The organism is Amycolatopsis kentuckyensis (assembly GCF_041679295.1).
GTDB classification, from domain to species: domain Bacteria; phylum Actinomycetota; class Actinomycetes; order Mycobacteriales; family Pseudonocardiaceae; genus Amycolatopsis; species Amycolatopsis kentuckyensis_A.
The window spans coordinates 537067-563248 of the sequence record NZ_JBGDMD010000001.1; the positions used below are offsets into that span (position 1 = coordinate 537067).

Here is a 26182-nt window from a genome sequence, read left to right on the forward strand (position 1 = left end):
GCGGCACGACGGCCTGCGGCTATCGTGTCGCTCGTGTCCGACGATGCCGTCACGAGCGGCGCAGCCGACGACCTCGCGTGGCGCTTCGCCGCGGGCGAACCGGAAGCGCTGCGTGCGGTGTTCGACCGCCACGGCCCCGCTGTCGGGCGGCTGGCTCGTGCCAGCCTGCGTGACCTCGCCGACGTCGACGACGTCGTGCAAGCGACCTTCGTCTCCGCGTGGAGCGGCCGGGACACCTACGACCCGGAAAAGGCCGGCTTGCTGGCTTGGCTGCTGGGCATCGCCCGGCGTCGCATCGTCGATCTGCTGCGTGCGCGCGGCCGTCAGCAACGCGACAGCGCCGCTGCCGCCGCCGTCGCCCCGGCCGGGGACGCGGTGGCCGAATCGCCCGAACGCGTGCTGGACCGGCTGGTCATCGCCGACGAGCTGACCCGGCTGCCCGACCCGCAACGGGAAGTCCTGCGGCTGGCCTTCTACGCTGACCTCACCCACACCCAGATCGCCGAGCACACCGGCCTGCCGCTGGGCACCGTCAAGAGCCATCTCCGCCGCGGGATGCAGAGCCTGCGCTCCCAGCTGGACCGTGCACCGGAGGAGGTGACCGATGACGCACCCGGACCCCGATCGACTCGTGCTGCTCGCCCTTGACGAGCAGAGCCCCGACCCGGCGGAAGCCGCCCACCTCGACCGGTGTGCCGACTGCCGCGACGAGGTCGAGTCGCTGCGCGCGGTCGCGGTGCTGGGCCGGGAGAGCCGCACGGAGACCACCCTGCCGCCGGTGTCCGAGGCCGTCTGGGACCGCATCGCCGCCGAAACCGGCCAGGCGAGCCGGGCAACGACCACGGACGACAGTGCGCCAGTGCTGCCGCTGGAGCCTCACGGCTCCCGGCGCCGCTTACCGCGCGGTGTCCGTTACGCAGCAGTCGCCGCCGCCGCGGCCGCGATCGGGGTCGCCGGCACGGTGATCGCCTTCGACGCCGGCGACGGTGAACGTGTCGTCGCGGAAGCACAGCTGAACCGGCAGGCGTCCGCACCGGCCGCCGCGACCGGCCGGGTCAGGATCATCGACCCGGGCACGGGCGCCTTGAGGCTCAAGGTCGAGCTGGCCGGAATGCCCGCTCCGGCGGGTTTGTACGAGATCTGGCTCTACGACGGCAGCACGACGATGATCCCGCTCGGCGTGACCGCCGGCACCGAAGCCGACGTCGCCGTGCCCGTGAACGTCGTGTGGAGCAAGTTCCCGGTCGTGGACATCTCGGCTCAAGAGCTCGGCCAGCAGGAGCACGGCATCAGCATGCTGCAGGGAACCTTCCGCGCCTGAGGCGAATCCGGCGACGCCGGCTGCATCCGTTCGGCTGCTTCCCGGCGTATCCCCTCGTGTCCAGGAAGCACGAGAACGGAGTGATCATGCGCTTTCGCATGCTCGGGGCGGCCATCGCCGTGGCGGCAGCCGTCGCCGGCGTCGCCGCCGCACCCGCCCAGGCGGCTCAGCCGGCGTCCCACGGCGTCTCGCACCACCACGCGTACCACTTCGGGAAAGGCCGCACCGACCTGACTCTCGATCCGGCGGCCGCGGCGGCGCTCACCTCGCTGGGCGTCAAAGTCTCGCCGGTCCTGGCCCGGGTGAGCCATCCGGGCGGCAAGACGGTCTTCGGCTTCACCATCGTCGGCAACCCGAAGGACGGGACCATCGAGCACATCGGCGGCCTGCTGCTGCGCGCCGGTGGCAAGTGCCTCTACCTGACCAGCTACACCATCGACCTCAACCGCGGTGTGCTGAGCGGGCGGATCAACTTCGGCGCCCGCGCCGACCTGTTCACCATCGGTGCCGCGACCGCCGCCGGTGTGACTCTCGCGTTGACCGCTCCGGCCGCGGCGGTGCTGAACAAGACGTTCGGTGTCACTGCTTTCGCCGAGGGGCTGGTGATCGGCTACGGGAACCCGATGATCCGGAAGTAGTTCCACCCGGGCCGGGCGGTGGGCGTCCGCCGGTGGGCGAGACGCCTGCCGCCCCGGCTCGCGAAAGCACGGCTACGGGAGGGGATTCACTTTGGAGGGACCTGGTCTGCACGCCTACCTCAGCTACCGCGACGCGGCCGCGGCGCTCGGCTGGCTCACGGCAACGGGCTTCGAGGTCGTGGCCCGCCAGGACGATGCCGACGGCGCCGTCGTCCACGCCGAGGTCCGGCTCGGCTCGGTCGTGCTGATGGTCGCCACCGCGGACGTGGACTACGACCGGCCGCGGTTGCTGGGCCGCAGCACCGGAGACGGCCTCTACCTGTGGTTCGACCGCGGCGAGGCGGTCGACGACTGGTTCGAGCGTGCGGTGGCGGCCGGTGCCCGAGCGGTGATCGAGCCCGAAGACACCGAATGGGGCACGCGCCGCGCGCGAGTGCTCGACCCGGAGGGCAAGGAGTGGAGCACCGGCACGTACCGCCCTGGCACGACTCGCTCTGGCTGACGCACGCAGCGAAAGGGATCTTGACGCAGCGCATCGTGCCCACCGGAGGCGGGAGTGACGGGGCGCGGGACCGCCCCGACGGCAGTCCCGCACCCCGCCGGATCAGTTGGCGGCGCTGGTGTTGACCTCGCCGTTGACGCCCCTCGGGAAGAACCCGCCCGACGTGGCTGCCTTGTTGGTCAGGTAGACGATGTTGAGGACCTGGCCCGGCGAGCGGCTGTAGGCGATGCCGTTGCTGTCGGTCGGGACGATGTTGGCCTGCCCGCGGCTGTCGATGACGCCCTGGTCGTCGTCGGCGGGGCCGTCGAGGCTGTCGCGGGCGTTGGACAGCTTGACGCTGGCTTCCCGCAGGTCGCGGCCGAGCAGGCCGAGGCCGAGCAGGCCGTCGGTGTGCTGGTAGAGGGCGCTGCGGATGTTGCCGGCGTGGTAGGCCTCCACGGCCAGGATCCCGGCGGCGGCTTCGAGGTAGGTCTTGTTGGTGATCAGCGGCGCGGCGCCCTTGTAGGCGGTGACGCCGACGTCTTCGAAGAGGAACGCGGCGAGCAGGAAGTTCTCCTCGCAGGCGAAGGCGTCGAAGCTGCGGCCGGGTTTGACCAGGCCGGCGGCCTGGGCGGCGGCGGTGAAGCTGGACTGCAGGTCGATCGCGGGGCGGCTGACCGCGGCCGAGCCGAGCGCGGAGCGCAGGAACTGCACGTGGGCCTTCTCGTCGCCCGCGATCTCCTGGGCGTACTGCTTCGCGGCCTTCGTCTTGAAACGCACCGCGCGGCCGCCGGTGACGCCGCCGCGGGTCCCGGTGCCGGTGGTCATCGAGTCGGCGAGGCCCTTGCCGGTGACGGCGTGCAGGTAGAACTCGGCTTCGAGGTACTCGAGGTTGAGGGCGAAGTTGAGGACGGCGCCGTCACTGACCCCACCGGAAGCGGCGGCGGTCGCGGTGGCGGGCCGGGTGGTGGCCGCGGACGCGGTCCCGGCGGCGAGGCCGCCGAGGGCTCCGGCGCCGACGACGCCGAGGCCGGTCATCCCGGCGGCCTTGAGGAAGCGGCGGCGGTCCTGATCGTTTTCGGCACTCCGGTTGATCATCGAAGCTGCAAAGCGCTTGCCAAACACGGACGAATCTCCTCCCCGCCCGCGCGCAGGCGGCGGGCGTAACCCGCTACCGGGTCCCAGCGCCGGGATGGATCCTTCGTGGACTCTTCCCGTTCGGGGCTGTGCGCGCGGCGGATGGGTCGATCTCCGGATCAGATTGCGTGATTCGGGTGAGCACTCAAGAAAGTGCGCGAGGCATACCCGCTACTCAGAGGTAGTAACACGTTAGGGTGAAGGGAAAACCTTCGATTTGCACCCAATCCGGTGATGACTGCCGTGTCGAAACAGAACTGATGGTTTCGGCGGTGATGTATCGCGCAAAACGCAGACTTAGCGGCTCGACAACCGGGTGATGACGCTCCAAGCGCCGGCTCTCCGGCGTCGCGACGTGCGCGTCCTGCGGGCGCCTGCTGGCCTTCTCCCAGACGCACAACGGCGGGCGGGGATGTACTTCTGCCGGTGCAACAGCCGGCCCGGTCCGGTCCTGACCCGCCATTGTGGACAGGACAGTGGCCGGTTCCGGCCAGTTCGGTGTCGGGTGCCCGGTTCCTCTGCGGGGCCGGTCGCAGTCGCTTATGCTCCGGCCGGATTCCACGGCGAAAGGTGTTCCATGTCCGCGCGTGCTCTACCGTTCCTGGCCACGGGTGCCGTCCTGCTGATCGCCGGATGTTCGGGCGGGGTAAGCCCTTCGGCGGCGCCGGTGTCGTCGAGTGCGGGCGCGGCATCGACGTCCGCCGCGCCGTCCTCGGCTCGCGCGACCACGCAACCGCAGCCGACGACGACGTCGGTGACGAAGGCGGCCGGGGCCGTCGAGCGGTACGAGACCTTCCTGCACGCCGTAGGCAAGCAGGACCTGGCCACGGCCTGCGAGATCGCCGCGCCCGCCGCCAAGAAGGCGGAGGACGAAGGGTTCGGGCCGTGCGAGCAGACGTTCCCGATCACGTTCAGCATGTTCTCCGCTTCGCAGCGGAAGGCGTTGCTGAGCGCCACTGTGGACCGCGGCGGCATCACCGAGACGTCGACGAAGGTCGAGATTCCGGCGAAGGCGGTGCGGTCCGCGGCCAAGTTCACCGGCAGCGACCTGGGCGACGCCGTCCTCGAACTGCGCGGCGGAAAGTGGTACATCACCGACTGAGTGCGGCTACTCCCCGGTGGGAAGGTCCCGGACTCCCTTGTCCGTCGTCAGACTGCCGGTGCGGTGCCGTCGATTTCCGCCGTCAGGAGCTCCGCTTCCTCGGCGGCGACCGTGGCCTGCACCTTCTCCGGGGCGAGGGCCGAATTGACGGCCCAGTAGAAGATGATCAGTGAGAAGACGACGACCGTGACGAGGTCCCACCATTCCGGGAGGATGTTGCGCGGGGCCACGTTCTGCGCGTACCGCCCCAGGAAACCGATGATCGCGGAACCGACGAGCCAGGGGATGATCCAGACCGCGGCCTTGAGCTCCAACGGGCGCCGTTTCCCGGCGGGGGTGGTGGCGTAGCTGATCGCGAAGATCAGGAGGCCGACGACGACGGCGGCAAGGATCTTCCACGTCGTGTCGTAGCCGCCCCAGTAGATGATCAGGTTGGCGCTGACGAACCCGATCGGGGCAAGGACCTTCGCGTAGGGCGTGCGGTAGGGGCGCGGGCGGCCGAGGTCGCGCTTGCGGAGCGCGGCCAGGGAGATCGGGGCGAACGCGTACATCACCGCTGTCGCCGAGGTCACCACGTTGACCAGTTCCTGCCAGCTCGGGAAGGGCAGGAAAGAAAACTCGCCGACGACGAAGGCGAGGATGATCGACCAGAGCGGGATGCCGCGGACGTTGACCTTGCCGAGGATGCCGGGCAGCAGCCGGTCGCGCCCGAGCGCGTAGGTCAGGCGGGCCGACGTCGCCACGTAGACGAGGCCGGTGCCGGCGGGGGAGACGAACGCGTCGGCGTACAGGACGTAGGCTAGCCAGCCGGCGCCGGCGGCGAAGGCGAGCGTCGCGTACGGACCGAAGTCGCCTTTTTCGATCGGGTTGGCCCAGCCCTGGATCAGGTTGTGCGGGTCGATGCTGCCGATGAAAGCGATCTCCAGCAAGATGTAGACCAGCGCGCCGACCGCCATGGCGGTCAGCACGGCACGGGAGAGGTCACGTTTCGGGTTCCGTGCCTCGCCGCCGAGCTGGATGGCTTGTTCGAAGCCCTGCAGGGCGAAGACGACACCGACTGGCAACGCCGCGAAGATTCCGTGCGCCCCGTACGGCGCGAAACCGCCGCCTGCGGTGAAGTTGGCGGCGTGGAAGCTCGTCGGGATCAGCACGAACACGGTGACCAGGGGGACCGCGGTCTTCCACAGCACCGCGTAGGAGTTGCTCTCCGACATCAGCTTCACGCCGACGATGTTGATCAGGGTGAAGACCACCATCAGGAGGCTGGCCCAGCCGAAGCCGCTCGCGGTGAGCGTGCCGTCGTCGGGGTGCAGGAGGTTCAGGTTGTCCTTGACCCACGCGATGTTGTTCAGGTATTCCAGGCTCGCTTCGACCTCGATCGGCGCGATGGCCACGGCCTGCAGCCACGCGGACCAGCCGGCGACGAACCCGGTGACCGTGCCGTAGGCGAACAGCGGGAACCGCGCCGTGCCGCCGGCGACCGGATAGGCCGCACCAAGCTCGGCGTGGATCAGCGCCAGCACGGCGAGCATCGCCGCGGCGAGCAGCCAGGAGATGATCGATGCCGGGCCGGCGACCTGGGCCGCCTTGAGCGCACCCAGCAGCCAGCCCGAGCCGATGATCGAGCCGAGGGAGATGAACGTCAACCCGTAGAAGCCGACCGCTCGTTTCAGCTGTCCGGTGCCTTCGTTCGGGGCAACGGCGGTTCGCGAGGAAGCCATGCGCGCTCCTGTCTGCGAAATCCGGAGTCTCCCGGGGGAGTTCTCCGGTGGCGTTTCGGAGCACTATGGCGCATGTGCACTCCGAGCCGAACCGCTGTGGTGGCAACGATTCGATACTTAAGGACGACTTAACATGAGACTCGGACATTTATCGCGTAACGGAGCCGTCGATGGGAGGTGAACACGCATTCCGGGCACTGAGCGGAAAAGATGTTCAAGCGACAGGAAGCGGACATTGTGAAATCGGGAGGGTCGGGCTGACCTGCCGGAGGACGATTCGCTGTTTCGGACATCATTCCCCCAAAACAACGGACCGGTTGCGGCCATCGCGTCATCCGATCTCCGGCAAGCCATCCTCAGTACGTTCCGCCGCGCCGGGGCCCGGTACGATTCCGCGGCTGAGCAGAAGCACCGACTGGGGACGAAGAATCATGGACATCGCTTCCGGCGCGGACAGAGTCCGCGTTCACGAACCCGCGCCGCACGTGCCGTCGGGGGCCGAGCCGCTGTTCGCCGGGTACATCCGGCAGCTGACCAGGTCGACCGTCCTTCGCACGGGACTCAGCGGCGCGCTCGTCGGTTTCGGGCTGCTGCTCGCGGTGACCGAAAAGCGGGGGAGCGGGCTGCCGTACTTCTACTTGACGGTCTTCGGCGGCATCCTGGCGATGTGGTGCTACGTCCTGAGCCTGTACCGGCGGGTCCGCAGGCTTTTCGGGGAGCCGTACCACCGGCTGGACGTCGCCCCGGACGGCTTGCTCGTGAAAGGGGCACGGGTATCCGTGCGGCTGCCGGACGGGCGGTGGCTGCGGACCCGGCTCTACGACGGGCAGCGGGTCCAGCTGGCCGGCCAGCGCCGGTTGTGGGTGCTCGGCACCGGCCGGCGGGTGTTCGTCCGGCTGCCGGGCGCGATGTGGTTGCGGGCCGCGCGGATCGGGGACACGCCGGTGGCCGGCGCGACGCCCGCGGAGCCGGTCTCGCGCCACCCGACGCCGCCGCGTCATGACCCGGTGCTCGCCGCGCACAGGGCGTTCCAGATCCGGCGGACACTTTGGTCCGCGGTGACGTTCCTGGCGCTGGGTGCGGCCGGTGTCGTCTTCCTGTCAACCGTGTCGTTCGATCCCGGCAGCCTCGCCGGCGCGCCCGCGGTGGGCGGCGTCGCCGGTGGCAGCGCGGTGTTCGTGTTGGTGGGGCTGCTGATGCTCGTGGGCGTGCTGCGGATCCGCTGCCCGATCACCGATGACACCTGGGTCGAGCTGCGGGTCGCGCTCGACACGCAGTTCGTGCCGGGCACCCGCGGGGCGACCCGGCTGACCGGCTGGGCGCTGCACCCCGATGGCCGGCAGACCCGGTTCCGGCTCGTGGCCGACGTTTCGCTGGCCACGAACGTCGCGACGACCGGGCAGCTGTGGCTGCAGGGCTACCCGCGGCCGGGCAAACCGGCGAAAGCGGGCCTCCCGGGTTATCCCTGCGTGGGCGGGTTCCGTCTGACCTGAGCGCGCTGGGTTCCACCGTCGAGTTTCGACCGGGCCTCAACCGGGCGGGCCGCCGGGACGCATGCTCTGCGGCTGTTGAGACTGAGCAACGCCGCGTCGCGGGAAAGGCGGTTCGAACCACGTCGTCCCGTCGGTCACCAGGACGCGGCTCGCGGCCCGCACGAGGACACCGTCGCGCACCACCCATCCGGCCAGGCTCATCCGACCAGTATCGCCGACCCTGATGGGTGATTCTTCCGATTTGGGGTATTCAGTGGCCGGGTCATCGAATGCGGTGGCCGCTGACGCCGTGGAGAGGACTGGCCTTGGTTGACGTGACGCGTACCTTCACCGTCGCAGCTGCGCCGCAGGACGTGCTGGACTACCTCAAGGACTTCGGTCACGCCATCGAGTGGGACCCCGGCACACGGTCGTGCGAGCGTCTGGGCAGCGGGGCGATCGAGGTGGGTGCGCGCTGGCGCAACGTCTCCAAGATCGCCGGCGTGGAAACCGAGCTGACCTACGAGTTGATCCGACTCGAACCCGGCCGCGTCGTTTTCGCCGGCCGCAACGACACCGCCGCCACGCGAGACGACATCACCATCACTCCGACCGGCGCGGGCGGCAGCACCCTGACCTACCACGCCACCATCGACTTCCACGGCGCCGCGAAGCTCGGCACTCCGATCGCCAAGGTCGTGTTCGAGAAAATCGGTGCCGAGACCGAAGACGCCCTGACCCGCATTTTCGGCGCTCCAGCGGCGGTTCCCGGCTTGCCATCCTGATCTGGGCTTGTTGTGTGCGAGGCGACGTTCCGGGACGGCGGGCCGCCGCAGGGTTCTGCCCAGGTCGGTGATGCGGTACTCGACCGCGACCGGATCGGTGGACACGATCAGCCGTCACGTGGAACCGAAGCAGAGGTCAATCCCGCTGAAATCGCCGGCGAAACTCCGTTCCAGGGAGCAAGTCAGGCGGTCGAGACTCGTCAGGAACGAAGGGGGCGCAGGCCGGCGCGGATTTCGCTGACCAGGATCTCCGGCTGTTCCAAGGCCGCGAAGTGCCCGCCCTTGTCGGCCTCGCCGTAGTGGATCAGAGTGCTGTAGGTGTCTTCGATCCAGCTTCGCGGCAGGCGTGGGATGTCCGCCGGGAAGGTGGTGACCGCGACCGGAAGCGTCAGCTTCGGGCCGGCGAAGGTGAGCGATTTGTTCTCCCAGTAGATGCGGCCGGACGACGCCGCGCTGTTGGTGAACCAGTAGAGGGAAATCGCGTCGAGCATGTCGTCGATGCTCAGGGTGTCCTCGGCGAGTCCGTGGTTGTCGGTCTTGGACTGGAACTTCTCGTAGATCCAAGCCGCTTGCCCGGCGGGAGAGTCCGCCAGTGCGATTCCGACGGTCTCCGGTTTCGTGCCCTGAAGGTGGTTCGACCCACCGAGCTCGCCGGTGTAGCGGGCGAGGGTCTCCACGGCGTAGCGCTGCTCGGACGTCAAGGCGTCGGGTAGCTGTTCCGGAAAGGCGTACTGGGTGTTCAGGTGGATTCCCAGCAGCCCCTCGGGTCGCATGGCTCCGAGGGCGGTGGTGACGACGGCGCCCCAGTCGCCGCCTTGCGCGGCCCAGCTCGGGTAGCCGAGACGCTTCATCAGCTCCACCCACGCGCCGGCGATGCGCGACACGGTCCACCCGGTCTCCGCGGGCTTTTGCGAAAACCCGAACCCGGGGAGCGACGGCACGACGACGTCGAACGCATCGGCGGCGTCCCCGCCGAACGAAACCGGATCGGTCAGCGGGCCGATCAGCTTCAGGAACTCGACGATCGAGCCCGGCCACCCGTGCGTGAGGAGCAGCGGCATCGCGTGCGGATTCCGGGACCTGACGTGGATGAAGTGGATGTCCAGCCCGTCGATCTCGGTCAGGAACTGGGGGAAGCGATTGAGGCCGGCCTCGAAGCGCCGCCAGTCGTAGGCGCGCTCCCAGTAGCCGACCAGGGATCGGGCGTTCGCCAGGCGAACCCCTTGCGACCAGTCGCCGACCGTTTCCGGGTCCGGCCATCGAGTGTTGGCCAGTCGCCGTTTCACGTCGTCGATCGCCGAATCCGGGATCGAGACGGTGAACGGGCGGATGGGCGGCGTCGTCGGTGCGGTCATCGCCTACGTCTCCTGAGCTCGAAGCGCGGCACAACTTCTCGTTGCACACTGGTGTGCAAACTACGTCATTGCACACCGGTGTGCAACACTGGTGCCGTGCCCGCCGAGTCCTCCCGTGCGCGTTCGATGAACGAGACGCGCGATCGCATCCTCGACGTCGCCCTCGACGTGTTGGGCAAGGACCCCGACGGCGGCATGGGCGACATCGCGGCCGCGGCCGGCGTCGTCCGCCGCACGGTCTACGGCTATTTCCCCTCCCGCCTCGACCTGGTCCGGACGCTCACGGAACGGGCTGTCGCCGAGATGACCGCCGTGCTCACCGAAGCCGACGCCGCCGGTGGGGAAGCGGACGCGGCCTGGGGCGGGTTCGTCGCCCGCGTCTGGCCGGTGGCGCACCGGTACCGAGTGCTGCTGGCGCTGCGCCGTGGCGAGTACGGCGAGGCGATCCACAGCCTGCTCGGACCGGTCGATGAACTCCTCGCCGACCTGGTGGAGCGGGGCCAGGACAGCGATGTGTTCGGCCGGCACCTGCCGGCGGGCATCCTGAGCCAGGTCGCCTACGGCGTCGTGTTCGCGATCGCGGACAGCGACCAGTCGAACGGGCCCCTCGGCGCCCGAGCGGCGACGATCACGAGCCTGCTGCTGCTCGGTGTTCCCGAGACGCGCGCGATCGCTCTCGCGGGCGCCGCCGCCCGGGCCTGAGGCGCGGACTCACGCCCTGCCGAAGTGACGATGAGGGCGCCCAACGCGGGGCTGCCGGGCGCACGGTGGCCTCGAAGCTGTAGCTCGGCAGGGCCGCGATGCCGGCGCCTCGACGGCGTCTAGGCGGGACTCTCGATAGTGCCTGATGGGTTTCGTTGCGCGCCAGGCATTCGATGGAGGGTCGTCGCGGCGGTGACCGTGCCGTTTACGGGCTCCTGACGAAGTTCGTGCCGCACGCGGGTCTGCAGGACCGGCCAAGTCACGCTGGTTGCTGTGCGTGACCGTCCAGGAGCTTGGTGAGCAGCGCCTGCAGCTGCCGGCGTTCGGCTGCGGTCAAGGCGCTCAGGAGCTCGTCCTGAACGGCGTCGGCGTGCTGCTGGATCTCGGCCAGGTACGCCCGGCCGGTGTCCGTGAGGACCACGATGTTGCGGCGCCGGTCGGCGGGATCGGTCTCTCGCCGGATCCGGCCGGTCTGGTCGAGCCGGTTGACGATGCCGTTGACGTCGTTGCGGTCCATGCTCAGGTGCCGGCCGATGTCGGCCTGGCTCAGCGGCCCGCGTTCGTCGAGAGCGGCCAGGACCGAGTAGTCGGCCCGGGCGGTCAGCGGCAGCCCCCGTGCGAACAGCCGTGCAGCCAGCGTCGAGACCTTGCTCACCTGCCAGCTGACCAGCGCTTGCAGCCTCGCCGGGATTCGCGTGCCGTCGTTCGTCTCGTCCACCTCGTCAGCATATCCGTTGGGCTCCCCAACGGTTCGTGTATGGTCGGCTCGTACTCGTTGGGAAGCCCAACGAATTGGTGTGAGGAGAACGCGTGATGTCCACGAATCACCGCAAGCCCGGCGCGCACGACCTGTCCGGCCGGCGGGTGCTGGTCCCGGGCGGAACGGGCGGAGTGGGAGAAGGCGTGGTCCGGAGTTACCTGGCCGCCGGTGCCGACGTGGTCGTGCCGACCCGGACCGAACAGCGGGCCGAGGAGTTCCGCGAGGTGCTCGGGGACGCCGCGACGGCCCGCCTGCACCTGGTCGTGCACGACTACACGTCCTTCGCCGGTGCCGAGCGCTTGGCCGCGGAGATGAAGCGCACCCTGGGCGGCATCGACGACGTCGTCGCCCCGATCGGCGGCTTCTGGTCGGGTCGCCGTCTGTGGGAGATCGGTGCGTCCGATTGGCAGACGGCGTTCGTCGAGCTGGCGACCGCGCACGCGGCCGTCATGCGGGCGTGCCTGCCGCACCTCAGTCCCGCGGGCGCTTACTGCCTGGTCGTGGGGGAGTCCGCGGTGACGCCGGTGCCCACGGCCGGTTTGGTCAGCATGGAACAGTCGGCGCTGCTGATGATGCAGCGAGTGCTGACGGCCGAGCTCGGCGGTGAAAGCCGCGTGTTCGCCTTGGTGCTCGGTCCGGTCCGCACCCGCTTCGCGGCCGCCGCCGACCCGGGCTGGGTCGGCGCGGACGAGGTCGGTGACGTCGCTGTCGCAGCGTCCGCGGGAAGCCGGCCGGGGCGTGAGATCCGGCTGCGCCACCGGGGAGACGCCGGCCGGGCGATCGCGCTGCTTCGGGACGGTACCTCGCGCGTCGAGGCCGTGGTCACGATGTCGACCATGCGCCCGAAGCCGGGCCGGGAGAGCGAGCTGCTGGACCTGCTGCGCGAACTGGGCGCGCAGATCCGCGCCGAGCCGGGGTGCCTGCGCTACTCGGCGCACCTGACGCGTGATGCCGATCGCCCGACGGTGCTGATCCTGATGGAATTCGAGTCGAGGGAGGCGTTCGAGGCGCACAGTGCCCGCATCGCCGGGCAGGTCCCGAGAATCGGTGCGCTTCTCGAGACTCCGCCCGCGCCGCCCGCGTTGTTCGGATCGGACGTGGCCGCTGTTTCAGGGGCGTGATCGCCTGTTCCCGGGTGAGGACGCTGCCGATCCCGCGAGGTGCCGTCGGCTGCCGGGTCGCCGGACGCCGGAATCGTCGCACCGGCCACGGTCATGAGGGGGCGGCATGACGGTTCCCTGCGGAGCGCAGGCTCGAGAAGCCCGGACCTATTGCCACTGCCCGGTGATGCCGAGTGACGTGCGGCCTCCGACCCAGATCTCGCGGTCGTGGTGGGAAAGGTGTATTCGGCCCCGACGCTGAAGTGCTGCGCCCTGCGTGGCGGTGTAACGCGCGGGGGCGCCGCCCGCTGGGATCAGCCACTGCGCGATAGCCGCGTTGAGGCTGCCGGTGACCGGGTCTTCCTCCCATCGCGTGCCCTCGTCGGTGAACGCCCGGACCTCGAACTGCGCCTCGCTTCCCGCTGGGTGCGGCCCGACGACGCCGACGGCGGAGAACCCGCTCAAGCGTCCGTAGTCGGGGGTGATGGCCAGGACAGCTTCTGCGGAAGCGAGCAGGACGACAACCCACCCGGGGCCGTTGTCGGCCCACCGGGCCTCCGAGATCTGGTCCGGTTCGATGCGCAGCCCGGCGGCAAGGGCGCGGAGCTCGTGCTCGGTCACGGGGGCGTCGCGTAGCAGCGGCGGTGCAGCGAACCACAAGAGGTCGGCGTCGGAGCGTATGTGGACCGGTCCGGCGCCGCACTGCTGCTCGATCCGGCCGGCTCGGCTCGGGGTGTTGCCGGCTGCCAGCCAGGCGCGTGCCGCTCCGAGGGTGGCGTGGCCGGCGAAGGGCAGTTCGCGGCTGATGGTGAAGATCCGGAGGCGGTAGTCGGCCGAAGGATGCGACGGTGTGAGGAGGAACGTGGTTTCGGCCAGGTTGGTCCACCGCGCGATGGCCGCCATGTCGGTGGTGCTCAGGTCGTCGGCGTTGTGCACGACGGCGACGGGATTGCCGTAGGGGAACTCGTCGGCGAAGACGTCTACCTGGTGGAACATCCGCATGACGCCAGCCTACGGAGGGCCGCTGCCCGGACTGCCCACGCCGGGGTGGCGCCTCACTGAGTCGGGACCAACCGGGTGAGGTGTCCCGACAGGGCGGAGTGTTCGAATGAGGGGCCGGCTTGCCGCCTGGGTGCCCGGCCCGAAGGAGTTCCCATGGCAGCGGCGCCCTTCCGCTGTACTGCCGGGAACGAGGTACGTGTCCTCGTCCCAGATGATCAGCTCGTCGTCGACCGCGGTTGGCCAGCCGGACTGCGACCGACATCGGGGCGCTCATGCAGCGGCGCGCCCGCTCAGGCTGGAGTTGAAGTGGTGAACCGCGGAGGCGGCGCTGAGGCCGAGTTCGGCGAGACCGCGAAGACCGGGCCGGTCGAGACGGTCGACACGGGACAGCCAACGCAACGGCAGCATGGAAAAGCGGATCGCGGCGGGCGCGTAGCCGGCCATCTCGCGGTGGAAACGGTGGGTTGCCAGGGCGATGGTGCTGTGTCCGTCGCGAGCGGCAAACAGCTCGCGGGCGAGGTGATCCGCGTCGATGATCGCGGTGGCTGCGGCGCGTCCGCCGGTGGGAGGCATGGCGTGCACGGCGTCGCCGAGTGCGGTGACCGGTCCGGCCGGCCACGGCGTCAGGTCCGCATCGGGGTCGGCGGCGTAGAACCGGAACCCGGCTGCGGAGCCGGGGTCGGTGGCGGCGATGAGCTCGAGCACGGCCGGAGGCCAGCCACGAACAGCCGACAGGGTGAACTCGACCAGCTCCGGCCCGGTCATCCCCTGCACGGTGGCCGGGGGCAGCACGGTCTCGGTGGCACTCAAGCCCCACACCAGGGACGGGGCCTCCGTGATGGCCGGGACGGTGGTGCAGGAGGCCGGATCGATTGCCGGGCCGCCACTCGGGTCATGGACCTGCATGAACACCGACGCTCCTTTGAGGCCCAAGGCGAGCACCGGCCCGTCGTTGACGACATCGGGCAGCAGGGCGCGGGTGCGTGCGGTGAGCGGAGTGCGGGCGGCGATGCCCCCGAACCCGATGGGATCGGCCAGATCCCGGCCGGCGAGCGAGGCCGCTACCCGGGAGCGGGTACCGTCGGCGCCGACGAGGACATCCGCGGTGTCGGTACTGCCGTCAGCGAAGCGGGCGGTGATCCGGCCGTCGGACAGAACCTCGTGAGACACGTATTCGGCCCCGAACCGCACCTGGTCGTCCAGGCCGTGGGTCAGCAGGGTTCGCAGCGGCACTCGTCCGATCATGAGAGTGTCGGTGCCCTGGTCGGAGGGGCGGGTGACCAACGGGCGCAGGTGGTGGTCAGCCCAGGTGTAACGGCGAAGCGACGCACGGGAGACCGAGCTGGCCAACAGGGCATGGTAGTGCTGCGGGCTGAGGTGGCGGCGCAGGACTTCACAGGCCCGATCGTCGAGATGCAGCCGGTAACCGCCGGTAGCCCCCACCTCGGGGTCACGGTCGTGGACGGACACTTCGACACCGCCGTGGTGCAGGGCCTGGGCGAGCGTCAGCCCACCGATCCCCGCCCCGATGATCATGACTCGCATGGTGCTCCCTCTTTCGGTTGCCTGACGTGATATCGGTCAATGCTGTGCTCGCCGGCGGCGCCGACGCCGCGCGTCACTTCACCGGCACTTTCATTTTGAACAATTTCTCCGCATTTCGGAACGCGATCTTTCCCTTGTCTTTGCGTGGCAAATCGACCCCGCGGAACCAGTCGGTCTGCGCCTTTATGTCCGCGAACGGGTAGTCGGTTGCGAACATCACTCGATCCACGCTTACGAACTTCAGAAGGAGGTCGAGCAGTTCAGTCTGGGGGAATGCGCTGGTGGTGATCCAGAAGTTGTCCTTGAAGTATTGCTCGATAGGCTTCTTGAGCGAGTTTTTGGTCGGCTCGCCCATGTCTTCGATGATCCGCTTGTAGTAGAAGGGAAGACCTTCACCCATGTGGCCGATGATGATTTTCAGTTTGGGGAATCTGTCGAAGACCCCATACGTGATCATGCGAATGCATTGGATCAGCACCTCTTGGTGCCATCCGTATCCAGACCCGCTGAAGATGTAGTCTTGGAACTCTTCCGTGTATTGGGACCGTGTGGTGCTGTAGTAAATCTTGAAGACGTCGTCAGCAGGATAGCCGGGATGCAGGTAGATCGGCACGTCGAGCGCAACGGCACGTTCCAGCACGGGCTCGAATTCGGGATGATCGAGATACTTCTTCGTAATGTGTCCGTTGGTCAGTGCGCCCACGAAGCCGTCTTCCCGGACCGAGCGTTCCAGTTCGTCCGCCGCCGCCTTGGGGCTCTGCAGGGGCAAGGTGGCGAACGCCTTGAAGCGGCCCGGATATCTGGCGATCGGCCCTTCTACGAGTTGCCGGTTGAGCCGATAGGCGAAGTCGATGCCTTTTCGTCCGGGGACGTTTTGCACGGACGGCGTGTGAGCGGAGAGGATTTGAACGTCGAGTCCCCCCGCGTCCATGTCGCCGATGCGGCGTTGGCCTAGATCCGAAAGACCGATCTCCTCGAGGAACGCCATGTGATCCTCGTTGATGGAGTTCAGCTTCAACAACGCGGGAGTCGAGAATGTCTCCTCCGCGCCGATGAAGGGCAGGTCCCGGTCTCGCTGGTAGATGTCCGCGTTCTGGTCCGGAGTTTTGTCGTCGCTCGCTGCCGAGGCAACGGCATGCGCGGAGATACCGGCGCCGATGCCGATTGCCGTGGCGGCGGTCAGGAAACTGCGGCGTCCCAAGGGCTTCATGTCAGTCTCTTTTCGGGTGTTCGTGTGGTGTGGTTCCGTCTGCGAGATGGACCTTCGTCGCCGAAGCACTATCGGCCGCGTGTGAGCGCCCCGAGCCTTGATCGTCCGGGCGGCGCTTTCCCCGGCGGCGCTGCATCCACTGCCATGACCGGCCTCCTGCCGACGGGTTACCTCGCTTGTCCGACACCGAATTCGTACCCAGCGAATCTGAGACGAACGTTAAAGTGGTGCTCAGGCCGGTTGTCCGAGCCAGGTGCCCGGCGCGCGGTTGCAATCTCGCTCTGTGGGGCCGGCGAGCTGCGATGATGCGAGGCTTCGCTCATCCGGCCCAGCGGCTGTGTTGAGCCCTGGCAGACGGGATCGAGGGCACTCGACGCAGCGTCAGGATCCTGCGCTCCCGATCGGCGAGCACTAGTTGAAGCAATGCAACGAATCGGCAGTGGTCGCGACCACTCCCGGCTCCGCCACCAGCCCGGTCAGGCTTTCCGGCCCGCGCCTGTTCGCGATCGACATCGGCGGTGACCGCCGCGTGCGGTGGGCGATCAGATGGCGTTCACGCGGAAGCGCAGCAAGTTTCCCGACGGATCACGCACCTGCAGCACTCCCGCCGAGAGCGCGTGGGGACAGCCGGCCGCGGCGAGCCGCCCGGCCAGGGCACGCACATCCTTCGCCGTGGGCAGCAGCATGTCGACGCCGACGAGGTGTGCGGAGTTCCCCGGGACCGGTTCTCCTCCGTCCGGGCTGAACCGGTTGGTGAGAACGAGCAACGCCCGGTGGTCGGTCACCCCGACCGCGAGGAACACGTCTCCCAGCCTGCCCTGGACCTCGAAGCCGAGCAGGTCGGTGTAGAAGGGTTCGGTGGCCTTGAGCCCGGCGTCGGTCACCTTGAGCTGGACGTGCCCCATCTCGGTCCCCGCGGGCAGTCCCGTGAACGGCTCGTCCGCGCCGGGCTCGGCGGTGAAGTCCCCCGGGGGCAGCGGATCGGCGACGACCGCCGGCCGGCTGCCCTGCCAGCGCCACTCCTCGCGCGGGCGGGCGCAGGTGACCTCCGCGCAGTGCCCGTCCGGGTCCGTGACATAACACGAGTGCGCGACGCTGTGATCCACCAGCTGGAACTCCGAGTGCCCGGCCGTGTAGTGCTTCACGAACCGAGCCAGATCGGCCGGCGTCGGCACCTGCGGCGCGAAGTGGCTGAGCCCCGGGCTCGAGGCCGGCGGAGGGCCCGCACCGGGCCGTTCCCGCAGCACGGCGAGTTCGCGTCCGGGCACTCCCACCGACGCGTTGCCCTCGTCATGGTCGAGGATCTTCAGGCCGATGGACCGCGTGTAGTAGTCCAGGCTGCGGTCCAGGTCGGCGACCGTCACTTCGACGGCGCCCAGCGTCAGGCCGGCGTCCAGCCGACTGGTCGTCATTTCTCGGTTCTCCTTGTTCCGGGCATGCCCTCGAAGAACGTGATCATCTCCGTCGGCGGGCCGTCGACGAACATCATGTCGAGGCCGTGCTGGGACCCTGCCGCGGCTTCGGCGGCGCGCCGGAACATCGTGTTCTCATAACGCGCGATCGCGGTTTCGGCGTCGGAACCGCCGAGGAGCTCCCGCGCCAGATCGGCGCCGTCGATCAGCGCGATGTTCGCGCCTTCGCCCGCGAACGGCGACATGACGTGCGCGGCGTCGCCCGCCAGCGTCACACCGGGAACCCGCTCCCAGCGCAGGCCGATCGGCAGCGCGTAGATCGGCCGGGGCCAGATGGCGCCGTCGTCGCACCGGCGGATCAGGTCGGTCAGGGACGGGGCCCAGCCGGGGTACTCGCGCAGCAGTCCGGCGCGAGCGGATTCCGGTTCGTGCCAATCGATCCCGCTGTCGGCGACCCAGTTTTCGGGGACGCGCAAGCCGCAGCCGTACGCGATGGTGTCGCCGCCGTGCCCGCCGATGTACTTGTTGTCCGACAGCGCGAAAAAGCTCCCTCGCCCGGTGACCTCGAGCGCCTCCGGGTGCTTGGCCGCCGCGTCGGTCAGGCGCAGCTCGACGATGGTGATCCCGGTGTAGGCGGGCTGCACCGGGGTCAGCAGCGGCCGGATCTTCGACCACGCGCCGTCCGCGCCGACGACGAGATCGGCGTGGACCACGGAGCCGTCCGCGAACTGCAGTTCGTGCCCCACCGTCGCAGGTCGCACGCCGACGACCTTGCGCCCCCAGGCGATCGTGCCCGGTCGCAGCGATTCGACCAGCAGCCGCCGCAGATCCGTCCGATCGATTTCCGGCCGGCCACTGCCGCCCGCGGGTTCGCGCCGGTCGACGTGCACCCGCCCGGTCTTGTCGAGCAGGCGCACGTCCTCGCCGCCGACGTGCGTACGAGCGCGGAACTCCTCGTAGAGGCCGGCTTCCTCGAGGGCGACCTGCCCGGTGTCGTCGTGGATGTCGAGCGAGCCGCCCTGCTGACGGGTGTCCGGGGTGGCGTCCGTTTCGTAGACGGTGACGGGTGTTCCGTTCCGCTGGAGAATCCGCGCGCAGACGAGGCCGCTGAGGCCCGCGCCCACGATGGCGATACTGCGTCCGGGCATGCCGGATCCACCTTTCTGTCGGCAGCGTTTCCGTGGCCGGCCCAGACGTTCGCTGCCGGTCACCTCACGACCGTAGGCTTAGCGAACACCGTTCGTCAAGTTGACGAATGGTGTTCGCGAAGGTTAGGGTCCGGGGGTGTCCCGGCGTGATCCCTTCGGTGCTGCCGATGTCGAAAGCCGTCGCAGAGCGGCGAAACCACTGCTGAGCCGCGACGCGATCATCGAAGAGGCGTTGCGCCAGCTGACGTCGGACGACGGGGTCATGAGCCTCCGGAAGATCGCGAAGGCGCTCGACACGGGCCCGGCTTCGCTGTACGCCCACGTCAACGACATGAGCGAACTGCAGGCGCTCGTCCTCGACCGCGCACTGGAAGCGGTCGAGGTCGGCGAGGCGGAAGGCCCGTGGCGCCACCGGCTCGAAAAGCTTGTCCGCTCCTACACCGAAGTCCTGATGAGCAGCCCGGCGGTCGCGCTGATGGCCGTCCGGACCACCGCGGTGGGACCCAACGCGCTGCGCATCGCCGAAGCCCTCCTCGGGCTCCTCGCCGAAGCCGGTGTCGACCGGGCGAACGCGGCCTGGGCCATCGACATGTTCACCATGTTCGCCACCGCGGTCGCGGCAGAACACGCACACGGCTCGGACCCGGGAGCACCGGACGGCCCGGTCGCCCAGGCGATCGACCGCGCCCCGGCGACCGAGTACCCCCGCATCCACGCCGCACGCAAGGAGATCATGTCCGGCACGGCGGAGGAGAGGTTCGCGTGGGCGCTCGACGTCCTCATCCAAGGCATTCTCTCGCGCGCACAGCCCTGAGCGTGCCGCGCGCTCCGCTCTTTGCGGACGCTCGTCCTCGGCTTCGCAAGGCCGCCATTCGCTCCGCACTCGGCTGATGTCGCCGAACAGGCGGCTTCGACCGCTCACGCCGTCCGCAACGCCGCCTAACCGCGGCGAAGACCGGCTGCGACGGCCCGCCGGTACTCCTGGTTCAGCCGAGCGAATCTCAACTCGTCGACCGCGGCCGGGTCCGTCAGCAACGCGATCACCGCCGCGCCACCGGGAGATCGGCGGATGTCGGCGCCCAGCCTCGTGGTGACGGGCGCCGGCAGCCGGTGGTGGCCCGCGTCGAAGTAGGTCCACCAGCTCAGCCAGTCCGGCCAGGAACCCCGAGCCGGCGGAGCGTCCCAGGCGAGCGGATCAGGTAGCGCGGACCGGATCTGTTCCAACGACCACTCGTCCTCGACGCGGCCGAACAGCGCACCGGTCTCGTCCGCGATCGCGAGCCACAGTTCGGTCAGCAGCCGGTGCAGCTGCCGGAACGGTTCAGCCCGAGCGCCACCGGGAGCCCGCGAGCAGTAGCACGCGTCCAACGACAGGTTCACGGCGTCCCAGCCGTTTCCCCGGTCCGGCTTGGTGGACAGCCGGACGTCTTCGTCGGCCCCGGTCCACAGGTTGGTCGACCACGAACCCTCGGCGAGGGCCCGCACCAGCTGTCCGCGGTCGAGCACCCGGTGTTCGCCTTCGCGGCCCGGCGAGTTGCCGAATCCGTTGATCCCGCCACCCGGCCGGTGCGGCGACAGCCCGAACCCGTCGGCCAGGCCCAGCAGCACTTCGATCGTCGCGGGGTGCATCGTCCCGCCGGGCAGTGCCAACGTCCACGACCAGTCCGAGCCCACGATCGGCATCTTCGCACGGACCGCGGCGCCGCCGAACCGGAGATGAGCCGGCCACGCGTGCTCCTCCGTTCAGATCCGCGTGTACGCGATCAGGCGCCCGACTTGTCCGGAGCCGGGGTGCCGGGCGCGGCGGGAACGCGACGGTCAAGATCGGTTTGCTCCCGCCGCTGCTAGCGTGCTGGGGTGAGCAACCCGTTGATCGCGCAGACCCAGGACTCGACGAAGGCGTACTCCGGCATCTCGCTCCTGGAATCCGCCAACGACCTTTCGACCGCCATCAAGAGCGGCGATTGGGCGTCGGTGGCGATGGGCGCGGTCGGCACGGCGCTCGACGCCCTGTCCATGGCCATGGACCCGTTCGGCGCGATCCTCGCCGCCGGGGTCAGCTGGTTGCTGGAGCACGTCGGCCCGCTCAAGGAGGCGCTCAACGCGCTCACCGGCAACGCCGACGAGATCCAGGCCCAGTCCGAGACCTGGGCCAACGTCGCCAAAGAGCTCGGCAGCGTCTCCTCGGACCTGACCGACGCCATCAAGGCGGATCTGCAGTCGTGGTCCGGACCGGCCTCGGACGCCTACCGGCAGCGCGGACAGGACGTGTCCACCACCCTGGAAGCGGCGCAGAAGGGCTGCGAAGGTGCCTCCAGCGGCGTCAAGACCGCCGGCGAGGTCGTGGCCGCGGTCCGCACGCTGGTGCGCGACATCATCTCCGAACTCGTCGGCCACCTGATCAGCTGGGCGCTGCAGGTCATCTTCACCCTCGGCATCGGCCTCACCTGGGTCGTTCCCCAGGTCGTCACCGCCGTCGCGAAAACCGCCTCGAAGATCACGGACCTGGTCACCAAGCTCGTCAAGGCGCTGAAGGCCCTGGTGCCGCTGCTGAAGCGGGCGGGAACGCTCTTCGAGGACGCCGGCAAGGCGCTCAAGAACCTCAAGGTCGGCAAGACCGCGCCGCCGCCCAAGGTCGGCGACATCAACGGCACCCCGAAGGCGCCACCGGTGAAGACCCCGGGCGGCGACGGCGGAGGCACCCCCAAGGACCACACACCGCCACCGGCGGCCAAGGGCGGCGACGACACCACCCACACCTCCGGCGCCGGCGACAGCGGCGGCAAGGGCGGTGGCGGCAACCCACCGCCGAAGACCGACGAGGCGCCGCCCAAGACCGACCCCGAACCGCCTCCGGCGCAGACCCCGAAGGGGCCGGGGAACGACAAGACGACCACCTCGGGCTCGAGTGGTTCCGGAGGCTCCGGCGGCGGCAAGAGCATCAAGGACAGCAACGCGAACCCGCACGAGAACGGCACCCCACCGCCGGACCGGTCGGTGTGCGGCGACCCGATCGACGTGGCGACCGGGTGGATGCTGCTGACGCAGACGGACCTGGAGATCCCCGGGGCGTTGCCGCTGGAGGTGTCGCGCACGCACATCTCGTCCTACCGCGCGGGCCGCTGGTTCGGCCCGTCGTGGAGCTCCACCGTGGACCAGCGGCTCGAGGTCGAGGACGACGGCGTGCACGTCGCGCTCGCCGACGGAAGCCTCCAGAGCTACCCCGTGCCGGTGACCTCCCCGGTGCTGCCGGTGGCGGGCCCGGCACGGCCGCTGCGGCGGGTCGAGGGCGGCTACCTGGTCGAGGATCCGCAGCAGCAGCACACGCTGTTCTTCGAGGAGTCCGCCGACGGGGTGTGCCCGCTGCGGACGATCTTCGACGGCGACGGCAACCGCATCGACGTGGTGCCCGGTGCGGACGGAGTACCGGCCGAGCTGGTCTGCTCCTCCGGCGACCGGGTGCTGTTCGACAGCGCGGGCGGCCGGATCACTGCGCTGCGGGCGGCCGACGGCACGGTCGTGGCGAGCTACTCCTACGACGCGCGCGGCCGGCTGGCCGAGGTCGTCGACGCCGCCGGCACCCCCACCCGGTTCACCTACGACGCCGACGGCCGGATCGTGCGCTGGGAAGACGTCAACGGCCGCTGGTACGGCTACGGCTTCGACGCCGCGGGCCGGGTCGTGCGGGCCGGCGGCACCGACGGCTACCTCGGCTGCACGATCGACTACGACCGCGAGAACCTCGTCACGAGCGTCACCGACTCGCTCGGCGCGGTGCGCCGCTTCCACCTCGACGACCGGCTCAACGTGATCGCCGAGACTGACGCGCTGGGCCACACCACCAGCCTCGCCTACGACGAGCACGGCAGGCTGCTCACCCGGACCGATCCGCTGGGCCGCCAGGTCCGCTACGAGCGGGACCCGGCCGGCCGGGTCGTCGCGATCACCGCGCCGGACGGCACGCGGTCGCTGACCGAGTACAACGAGCAGGGGCGCCCGGTCACCGCGATCGGCCCCGACGGCGCCACGTGGCGCTACGAGTACGACGCGCGCGGCAAGGTCACCGGGGTCGTCGACCCGCTCGGTGCCCGGACCTCCTACGCCTACGACGAGCGCGGCAACGTCGCCGTGGTCACCGACGCGCTCGGGGGCACCACCCGGATCTCCTCCGACGCGGCGGGCCGGGCGCTGACCGTCGAGGACGAGGACGGCGCCGTCACCCGCTACACCTACGACCTGCTCGGCCGCACCACGTCGGTGACCGACGAGCTGGGTGCCGTCACCCGGTTCGCGTGGGCGGCGGGCGACCGGCTCGCCGAGCGGATCGAGCCGGACGGCGCGACGTGGCGGTGGCAGGACTCCGCCGTCGGGAACACCGACGAGAGCACCGACGCGCGCGGCAACACCACCCGCACCGAGTACGCGCAGTTCGACCTGCCGGTGGCCGAAACCGGCCCGGACGGCGCCCGGCTCGCCTACGCGTACGACACCGAGCTGCACCTGGTGTCGGTGACCAACGAGCAGGGCCTGGTCTGGCACTACCGCTACGACCCCGCCGGGAACCTCGTCGGCGAGACCGATTTCAACGGCCGCACCCTGCACTACCGCTACGACGCCGCCGGGCAGCTGATCGGCCGGACGAACGGTGCGGGGGAGACCACCACGCTGGAGCGCGACGTGATGGGCCAGGTGGTCCGCCGCGTCACCGGCGAAGACGTCGCGACCTTCGCCTACGACGAGGCCGGCCGCCTGGTCTCCGCGCGCAACGCCGACGCCGAGGTCACCTTCGCCTACGACGCGCTGGGCCGCGTGGTCGCCGAGACGGTGGACGGGCGCGTGGTGCGCTCGGAGTACGACGAGCTCGGCCGGCGCCGCGCGCGCCACACGCCGTCGGGCGCGATGTCGCGCTTCGAGTACGGACCGGCCGGCACCCTCGCCGCGCTGCACGTCGGGAACCGCTCGCTGCGCTTCGAGCACGACCTCGCCGGCCACGAGCGGGTCCGCCGCTTCGGTGCCGCGGAACTGCGCCAGAGCTGGGCGCCGGGCGACCGGCTGGTGGCCCAGACGGTCGTCGCGGGCAACCGCACGACCCAGCACCGCGAGTACGGTTACCTCGCCGACGGTTACCTGGCTTCGGTGGCCGACGCGATCACCGGCCCCCGCACCTTCGAGGTGGACCACTCGGGCCGCGTCCAGGCCGTCGTGGGCCACGGCTGGCAGGAGAACTACGTCTACCACCAGACCGGTGTCGTCGCCCGGGCGCAGACGCCGGGAGCGCCGACGGCCGGGCCACGCGAGTACCGCGGCACCCTGCTCACCGCCGCGGGCGCGGTCCGCTACGCCCACGACCCCGAAGGCCGCACCACCCTGCGCGGTGCCGGGCCGGCGGGTCCGCAGTGGCAGTTCCGGTGGAACGCCGAGAGCCGCCTGACCTCGGTGCTCACGCCCCGGGGCGAGCACTGGCGCTACCGCTACGACGCGCTGGGCCGGCGGGTCGCCAAGCAGCGCCTCACGCCGGACGGCCGGGTCGCCGAGCAGGTCCAGTTCGCCTGGGACGGGGACGCGCTCGCCGAACAGGTGCGCACCGGCCCCGGTCAGCCCCCGGTCGCCACCGTGTGGGAGTGGGAACCGGGCACCGGCCGCGCCCTCACCCAGACCGAACGCGTCCTCGGCGCGCCGGGCGAGCGGTTCCACACGATCGTCACCGACCTCGCCGGCACGCCGAGCGAGCTGCTGGAGGAATCCGGTGAGGTCGCGTGGCACCGCCAGGCCACGCTCTGGGGCAAGGTCCTCGACGGACCGGGCCGCACCACCACGCCGTTGCGGTTCCCCGGCCAGTACCACGACGCCGAAACCGGGCTGCACTACAACCTCAACCGCTTCTACGACCCCGAGGCCGGCCGTTACCTGTCCCACGACCCGCTGGGCCTCGACCCCGGCCCGGACTCGCAGGCCTACGTCCACAACCCGACCGCGCTGGCCGACCCGCTCGGCCTCGCTCCGACCGTCACCCCGTGCGCGGCGAAGAAGAAGCAGCAGGCGGCCGCCTCCGGTTCCTCGAAGTCCAAGGTGAGCAAGGCGAAGCAGCAGTTGGTCGGTACCGGCGGCGCGGGGCCGAGCAAGAAGGCCCCGAAGGTGAAGACCAAGCCGGACGGCAACCCCGCGAAGTCCGACGGCTCGTACGGCACGACGAAACACGAGCAGGCGCGCACCTGGGAGAAGTACCAGAACGAGATCAAGAACGACTCGACCTGGAAGGACCCGAACAAGCTCGTCAGCGGCAAGACGCACGAGTCCGAGCACCCGATCGGCTACAAGGCCATCGGCGGCGACGAGTTCCAGCGGGCGAACGCCCACGACAGCCAGATCCGTGACGGCGTCAAGGCCGGCGATCGCGGGCCGAAGACCGCGGACGAGGCCGCCAACATCAAGGACGCCCGGCGCATGGAAGACGACGCGCCCGCCTACCAGGAGTCGGCGCAGGCGCACCGCGACAACATCGGCACCGGCGTGCGCGGCGAGAAGGACGGCTCGGGCTTCAACGCCGACACCTACCGCGAATCCCTCGGCAACACGTTGCGGGAAGGCCGGCCGAGCGACGGCGTCCAGCTCAACCAGCTCACCTACGCCCACCAGCACAAGGACGGGGGCATGATCGACAACCCCGCCTACATCAGCGACAAGAAGACCCCCGGGGTGCCCCCGCGCATCCAGAACTGGGAGCCGAACCCGCACTACAAGAACGACATCGAGACGCCCAACGAGCCGAAGATGACCCACGCGGAGCAACCCGCTCCCGGACGGGACAGCTTCCGTCCCACCGACGGGACGGTGCAGGGCAAGGTCGCCGACGACTCCTACCACCACATGGTGGACAAGATGGAGGGCAAGTCGATCGAGTACAGCGACGGCACCGGCGGGGTCGGCAAGCCGGGCGGCACCACCCACACCCCGCCGGTCTCGCACGACGACGTCATCGAGATGCACACCGCGCGCGACGTCGTGCGCGACGGCGCCAATGTGTCCAAAGAGGACATGCCGATGTTCCTCCACGACAAGGAGATGGGCCACCGCCTCGGGCAGCCGACCGACGCGGACAAGCAGAAGTACTGGGACGACGACGTCAAGGACGTCGACATGTCGGACCAGGCGGTGCGGGACCGGATCCAGGCGCAGCAGGACCGCATGCAGCAGATGGTCGGCCAGCAGCGCGCCGGCCGCGGACCGGGCTGGGCCGCCGACCCGGACGCCATGGAGGTGGACGGATAACCCTTTCCCGGCCCGAGGATTG

At 69.8% G+C, this 26182-nt stretch carries 22 protein-coding genes; 11 read left to right on the forward strand and 11 right to left on the reverse strand.

Annotated elements, in window-relative coordinates:
* Window positions 1-33 precede the first annotated feature (33 nt).
* The 4 genes from ACERZO_RS02415 (at window position 34) to ACERZO_RS02430 (ending at window position 2461) form a co-directional block, all read left to right on the forward strand.
* The gene (locus ACERZO_RS02415) at window positions 34-648 is read left to right on the forward strand and encodes an RNA polymerase sigma factor (protein WP_372660933.1); all 615 of its coding nucleotides are present in this window, start codon (window positions 34-36) and stop codon (window positions 646-648) included.
* Window positions 605-1321, forward strand: coding sequence for a hypothetical protein (locus ACERZO_RS02420; protein WP_372660937.1), 717 nt, complete (start codon window positions 605-607; stop codon window positions 1319-1321). Before ACERZO_RS02415 ends, ACERZO_RS02420 begins: the two co-directional genes overlap by 44 nt.
* An 86-nt stretch (window positions 1322-1407) precedes the next feature.
* Window positions 1408-1959 carry a hypothetical protein gene (locus tag ACERZO_RS02425; RefSeq protein ID WP_372660940.1) on the forward strand — a complete coding sequence of 184 codons (552 nt, stop codon included), beginning with the start codon at window positions 1408-1410 and terminating at the stop codon, window positions 1957-1959.
* Between the two features lie 91 nt (window positions 1960-2050).
* Window positions 2051-2461 carry a VOC family protein gene (locus ACERZO_RS02430; protein ID WP_372660943.1) on the forward strand — a complete coding sequence of 137 codons (411 nt, stop codon included), beginning with the start codon at window positions 2051-2053 and terminating at the stop codon, window positions 2459-2461.
* A gap of 102 nt (window positions 2462-2563) precedes the next feature.
* On the opposite strand, the gene ACERZO_RS02435 is transcribed toward ACERZO_RS02430, so the two are convergent.
* Window positions 2564-3565: a ferritin-like domain-containing protein gene (locus ACERZO_RS02435; protein ID WP_372660946.1), complete on the reverse strand. Its 1002-nt coding sequence runs from the start codon at window positions 3563-3565 to the stop codon at window positions 2564-2566.
* 589 nt (window positions 3566-4154) lie between these two features.
* Here ACERZO_RS02435 and ACERZO_RS02440 point away from each other — a divergent pair.
* Window positions 4155-4679, forward strand: a complete 525-nt coding sequence (locus ACERZO_RS02440) for a hypothetical protein (RefSeq protein ID WP_372660949.1) — start codon at window positions 4155-4157, stop codon at window positions 4677-4679.
* 47 nt (window positions 4680-4726) lie between these two features.
* On the opposite strand, the gene ACERZO_RS02445 is transcribed toward ACERZO_RS02440, so the two are convergent.
* Complete coding sequence (locus ACERZO_RS02445; RefSeq protein WP_372660952.1) at window positions 4727-6400, reverse strand: APC family permease; 1674 nt, start codon at window positions 6398-6400, stop codon at window positions 4727-4729.
* 431 nt (window positions 6401-6831) lie between these two features.
* Between ACERZO_RS02445 and ACERZO_RS02450 the strand changes: the two genes are divergently transcribed.
* Window positions 6832-7893, forward strand: a complete 1062-nt coding sequence (locus tag ACERZO_RS02450) for a hypothetical protein (protein ID WP_372660955.1) — start codon at window positions 6832-6834, stop codon at window positions 7891-7893.
* A 36-nt stretch (window positions 7894-7929) separates the two neighbouring features.
* Here the strand turns inward: ACERZO_RS02450 and ACERZO_RS02455 are convergent, their stop codons facing one another.
* Window positions 7930-8094 carry a hypothetical protein gene (locus ACERZO_RS02455; RefSeq protein WP_372660959.1) on the reverse strand — a complete coding sequence of 55 codons (165 nt, stop codon included), beginning with the start codon at window positions 8092-8094 and terminating at the stop codon, window positions 7930-7932.
* A 113-nt stretch (window positions 8095-8207) separates the two neighbouring features.
* On the opposite strand from ACERZO_RS02455, the gene ACERZO_RS02460 reads away from it, so the two are divergent.
* Complete coding sequence (locus tag ACERZO_RS02460) at window positions 8208-8657, forward strand: SRPBCC family protein (protein WP_372662892.1); 450 nt, start codon at window positions 8208-8210, stop codon at window positions 8655-8657.
* Between the two features lie 200 nt (window positions 8658-8857).
* Here the strand turns inward: ACERZO_RS02460 and ACERZO_RS02465 are convergent, their stop codons facing one another.
* A complete protein-coding gene (locus ACERZO_RS02465; RefSeq protein ID WP_372660961.1) occupies window positions 8858-10012 on the reverse strand; it encodes an epoxide hydrolase family protein in 1155 nt (384 codons plus the stop codon).
* 96 nt (window positions 10013-10108) lie between these two features.
* Between ACERZO_RS02465 and ACERZO_RS02470 the strand changes: the two genes are divergently transcribed.
* Window positions 10109-10714: a TetR/AcrR family transcriptional regulator gene (locus ACERZO_RS02470; RefSeq protein ID WP_372660964.1), complete on the forward strand. Its 606-nt coding sequence runs from the start codon at window positions 10109-10111 to the stop codon at window positions 10712-10714.
* A 259-nt stretch (window positions 10715-10973) separates the two neighbouring features.
* Here ACERZO_RS02470 and ACERZO_RS02475 read toward each other — a convergent pair whose 3' ends face one another.
* Complete coding sequence (locus ACERZO_RS02475) at window positions 10974-11432, reverse strand: MarR family winged helix-turn-helix transcriptional regulator (RefSeq protein ID WP_372660967.1); 459 nt, start codon at window positions 11430-11432, stop codon at window positions 10974-10976.
* 95 nt (window positions 11433-11527) lie between these two features.
* On the opposite strand from ACERZO_RS02475, the gene ACERZO_RS02480 reads away from it, so the two are divergent.
* Window positions 11528-12595, forward strand: a complete 1068-nt coding sequence (locus ACERZO_RS02480; RefSeq protein ID WP_372660970.1) for an SDR family oxidoreductase — start codon at window positions 11528-11530, stop codon at window positions 12593-12595.
* 147 nt (window positions 12596-12742) lie between these two features.
* Here the strand turns inward: ACERZO_RS02480 and ACERZO_RS02485 are convergent, their stop codons facing one another.
* The 5 genes from ACERZO_RS02485 to ACERZO_RS02505 form a co-directional block, all read right to left on the reverse strand.
* Window positions 12743-13576, reverse strand: a complete 834-nt coding sequence (locus ACERZO_RS02485) for a PhzF family phenazine biosynthesis protein (RefSeq protein WP_372660973.1) — start codon at window positions 13574-13576, stop codon at window positions 12743-12745.
* Between the two features lie 270 nt (window positions 13577-13846).
* Window positions 13847-15112, reverse strand: a complete 1266-nt coding sequence (locus tag ACERZO_RS02490; RefSeq protein WP_372660976.1) for an FAD-dependent monooxygenase — start codon at window positions 15110-15112, stop codon at window positions 13847-13849.
* A gap of 82 nt (window positions 15113-15194) precedes the next feature.
* Window positions 15195-16331: an amidohydrolase family protein gene (locus tag ACERZO_RS02495; protein ID WP_372660978.1), complete on the reverse strand. Its 1137-nt coding sequence runs from the start codon at window positions 16329-16331 to the stop codon at window positions 15195-15197.
* Between the two features lie 542 nt (window positions 16332-16873).
* Window positions 16874-17743, reverse strand: a complete 870-nt coding sequence (locus ACERZO_RS02500) for a VOC family protein (RefSeq protein WP_372660981.1) — start codon at window positions 17741-17743, stop codon at window positions 16874-16876.
* A complete protein-coding gene (locus tag ACERZO_RS02505) occupies window positions 17740-18891 on the reverse strand; it encodes an FAD-dependent oxidoreductase (RefSeq protein WP_372660984.1) in 1152 nt (383 codons plus the stop codon). The genes ACERZO_RS02500 and ACERZO_RS02505 overlap by 4 nt, the downstream gene beginning before the upstream one ends.
* Window positions 18892-19027: 136 nt before the next feature.
* Here ACERZO_RS02505 and ACERZO_RS02510 point away from each other — a divergent pair, with 136 nt between their 5' ends.
* Window positions 19028-19705, forward strand: coding sequence for a TetR/AcrR family transcriptional regulator (locus ACERZO_RS02510; protein ID WP_372660987.1), 678 nt, complete (start codon window positions 19028-19030; stop codon window positions 19703-19705).
* A 125-nt stretch (window positions 19706-19830) separates the two neighbouring features.
* Here the strand turns inward: ACERZO_RS02510 and ACERZO_RS02515 are convergent, their stop codons facing one another.
* On the reverse strand, window positions 19831-20574 hold the full coding sequence (locus tag ACERZO_RS02515; RefSeq protein WP_372660990.1) for a hypothetical protein: 744 nt from the start codon (window positions 20572-20574) through the stop codon (window positions 19831-19833).
* A gap of 174 nt (window positions 20575-20748) precedes the next feature.
* On the opposite strand from ACERZO_RS02515, the gene ACERZO_RS02520 reads away from it, so the two are divergent.
* Entirely contained in the window at window positions 20749-26160 is a 5412-nt protein-coding gene (locus tag ACERZO_RS02520; protein WP_372660993.1) for a DUF6531 domain-containing protein, read from the forward strand.
* Window positions 26161-26182: the final 22 nt, after the last annotated feature.

Excerpts from the sequence above, each read along its gene's own strand:
- ACERZO_RS02515 (WP_372660990.1), bottom strand. The coding sequence starts at position 20,574 with ATGCCGATCGTGGGCTCGGACTGGTCGTGGACGTTGGCACTGCCCGGC.
- ACERZO_RS02495 (WP_372660978.1), bottom strand. The coding sequence starts at position 16,331 with ATGAAGCCCTTGGGACGCCGCAGTTTCCTGACCGCCGCCACGGCAATC.
- ACERZO_RS02485 (WP_372660973.1), bottom strand. The coding sequence starts at position 13,576 with ATGCGGATGTTCCACCAGGTAGACGTCTTCGCCGACGAGTTCCCCTAC.
- ACERZO_RS02505 (WP_372660984.1), bottom strand. The coding sequence starts at position 18,891 with ATGCCCGGACGCAGTATCGCCATCGTGGGCGCGGGCCTCAGCGGCCTC.
- ACERZO_RS02490 (WP_372660976.1), bottom strand. The coding sequence starts at position 15,112 with ATGATCATCGGGGCGGGGATCGGTGGGCTGACGCTCGCCCAGGCCCTG.
- ACERZO_RS02465 (WP_372660961.1), bottom strand. The coding sequence starts at position 10,012 with ATGACCGCACCGACGACGCCGCCCATCCGCCCGTTCACCGTCTCGATC.
- ACERZO_RS02500 (WP_372660981.1), bottom strand. The coding sequence starts at position 17,743 with ATGACGACCAGTCGGCTGGACGCCGGCCTGACGCTGGGCGCCGTCGAA.
- ACERZO_RS02445 (WP_372660952.1), bottom strand. The coding sequence starts at position 6,400 with ATGGCTTCCTCGCGAACCGCCGTTGCCCCGAACGAAGGCACCGGACAG.
- ACERZO_RS02450 (WP_372660955.1), top strand. The coding sequence starts at position 6,832 with ATGGACATCGCTTCCGGCGCGGACAGAGTCCGCGTTCACGAACCCGCG.
- ACERZO_RS02440 (WP_372660949.1), top strand. The coding sequence starts at position 4,155 with ATGTCCGCGCGTGCTCTACCGTTCCTGGCCACGGGTGCCGTCCTGCTG.
- ACERZO_RS02455 (WP_372660959.1), bottom strand. The coding sequence starts at position 8,094 with ATGAGCCTGGCCGGATGGGTGGTGCGCGACGGTGTCCTCGTGCGGGCC.
- ACERZO_RS02480 (WP_372660970.1), top strand. The coding sequence starts at position 11,528 with ATGTCCACGAATCACCGCAAGCCCGGCGCGCACGACCTGTCCGGCCGG.
- ACERZO_RS02420 (WP_372660937.1), top strand. The coding sequence starts at position 605 with ATGACGCACCCGGACCCCGATCGACTCGTGCTGCTCGCCCTTGACGAG.
- ACERZO_RS02425 (WP_372660940.1), top strand. The coding sequence starts at position 1,408 with ATGCGCTTTCGCATGCTCGGGGCGGCCATCGCCGTGGCGGCAGCCGTC.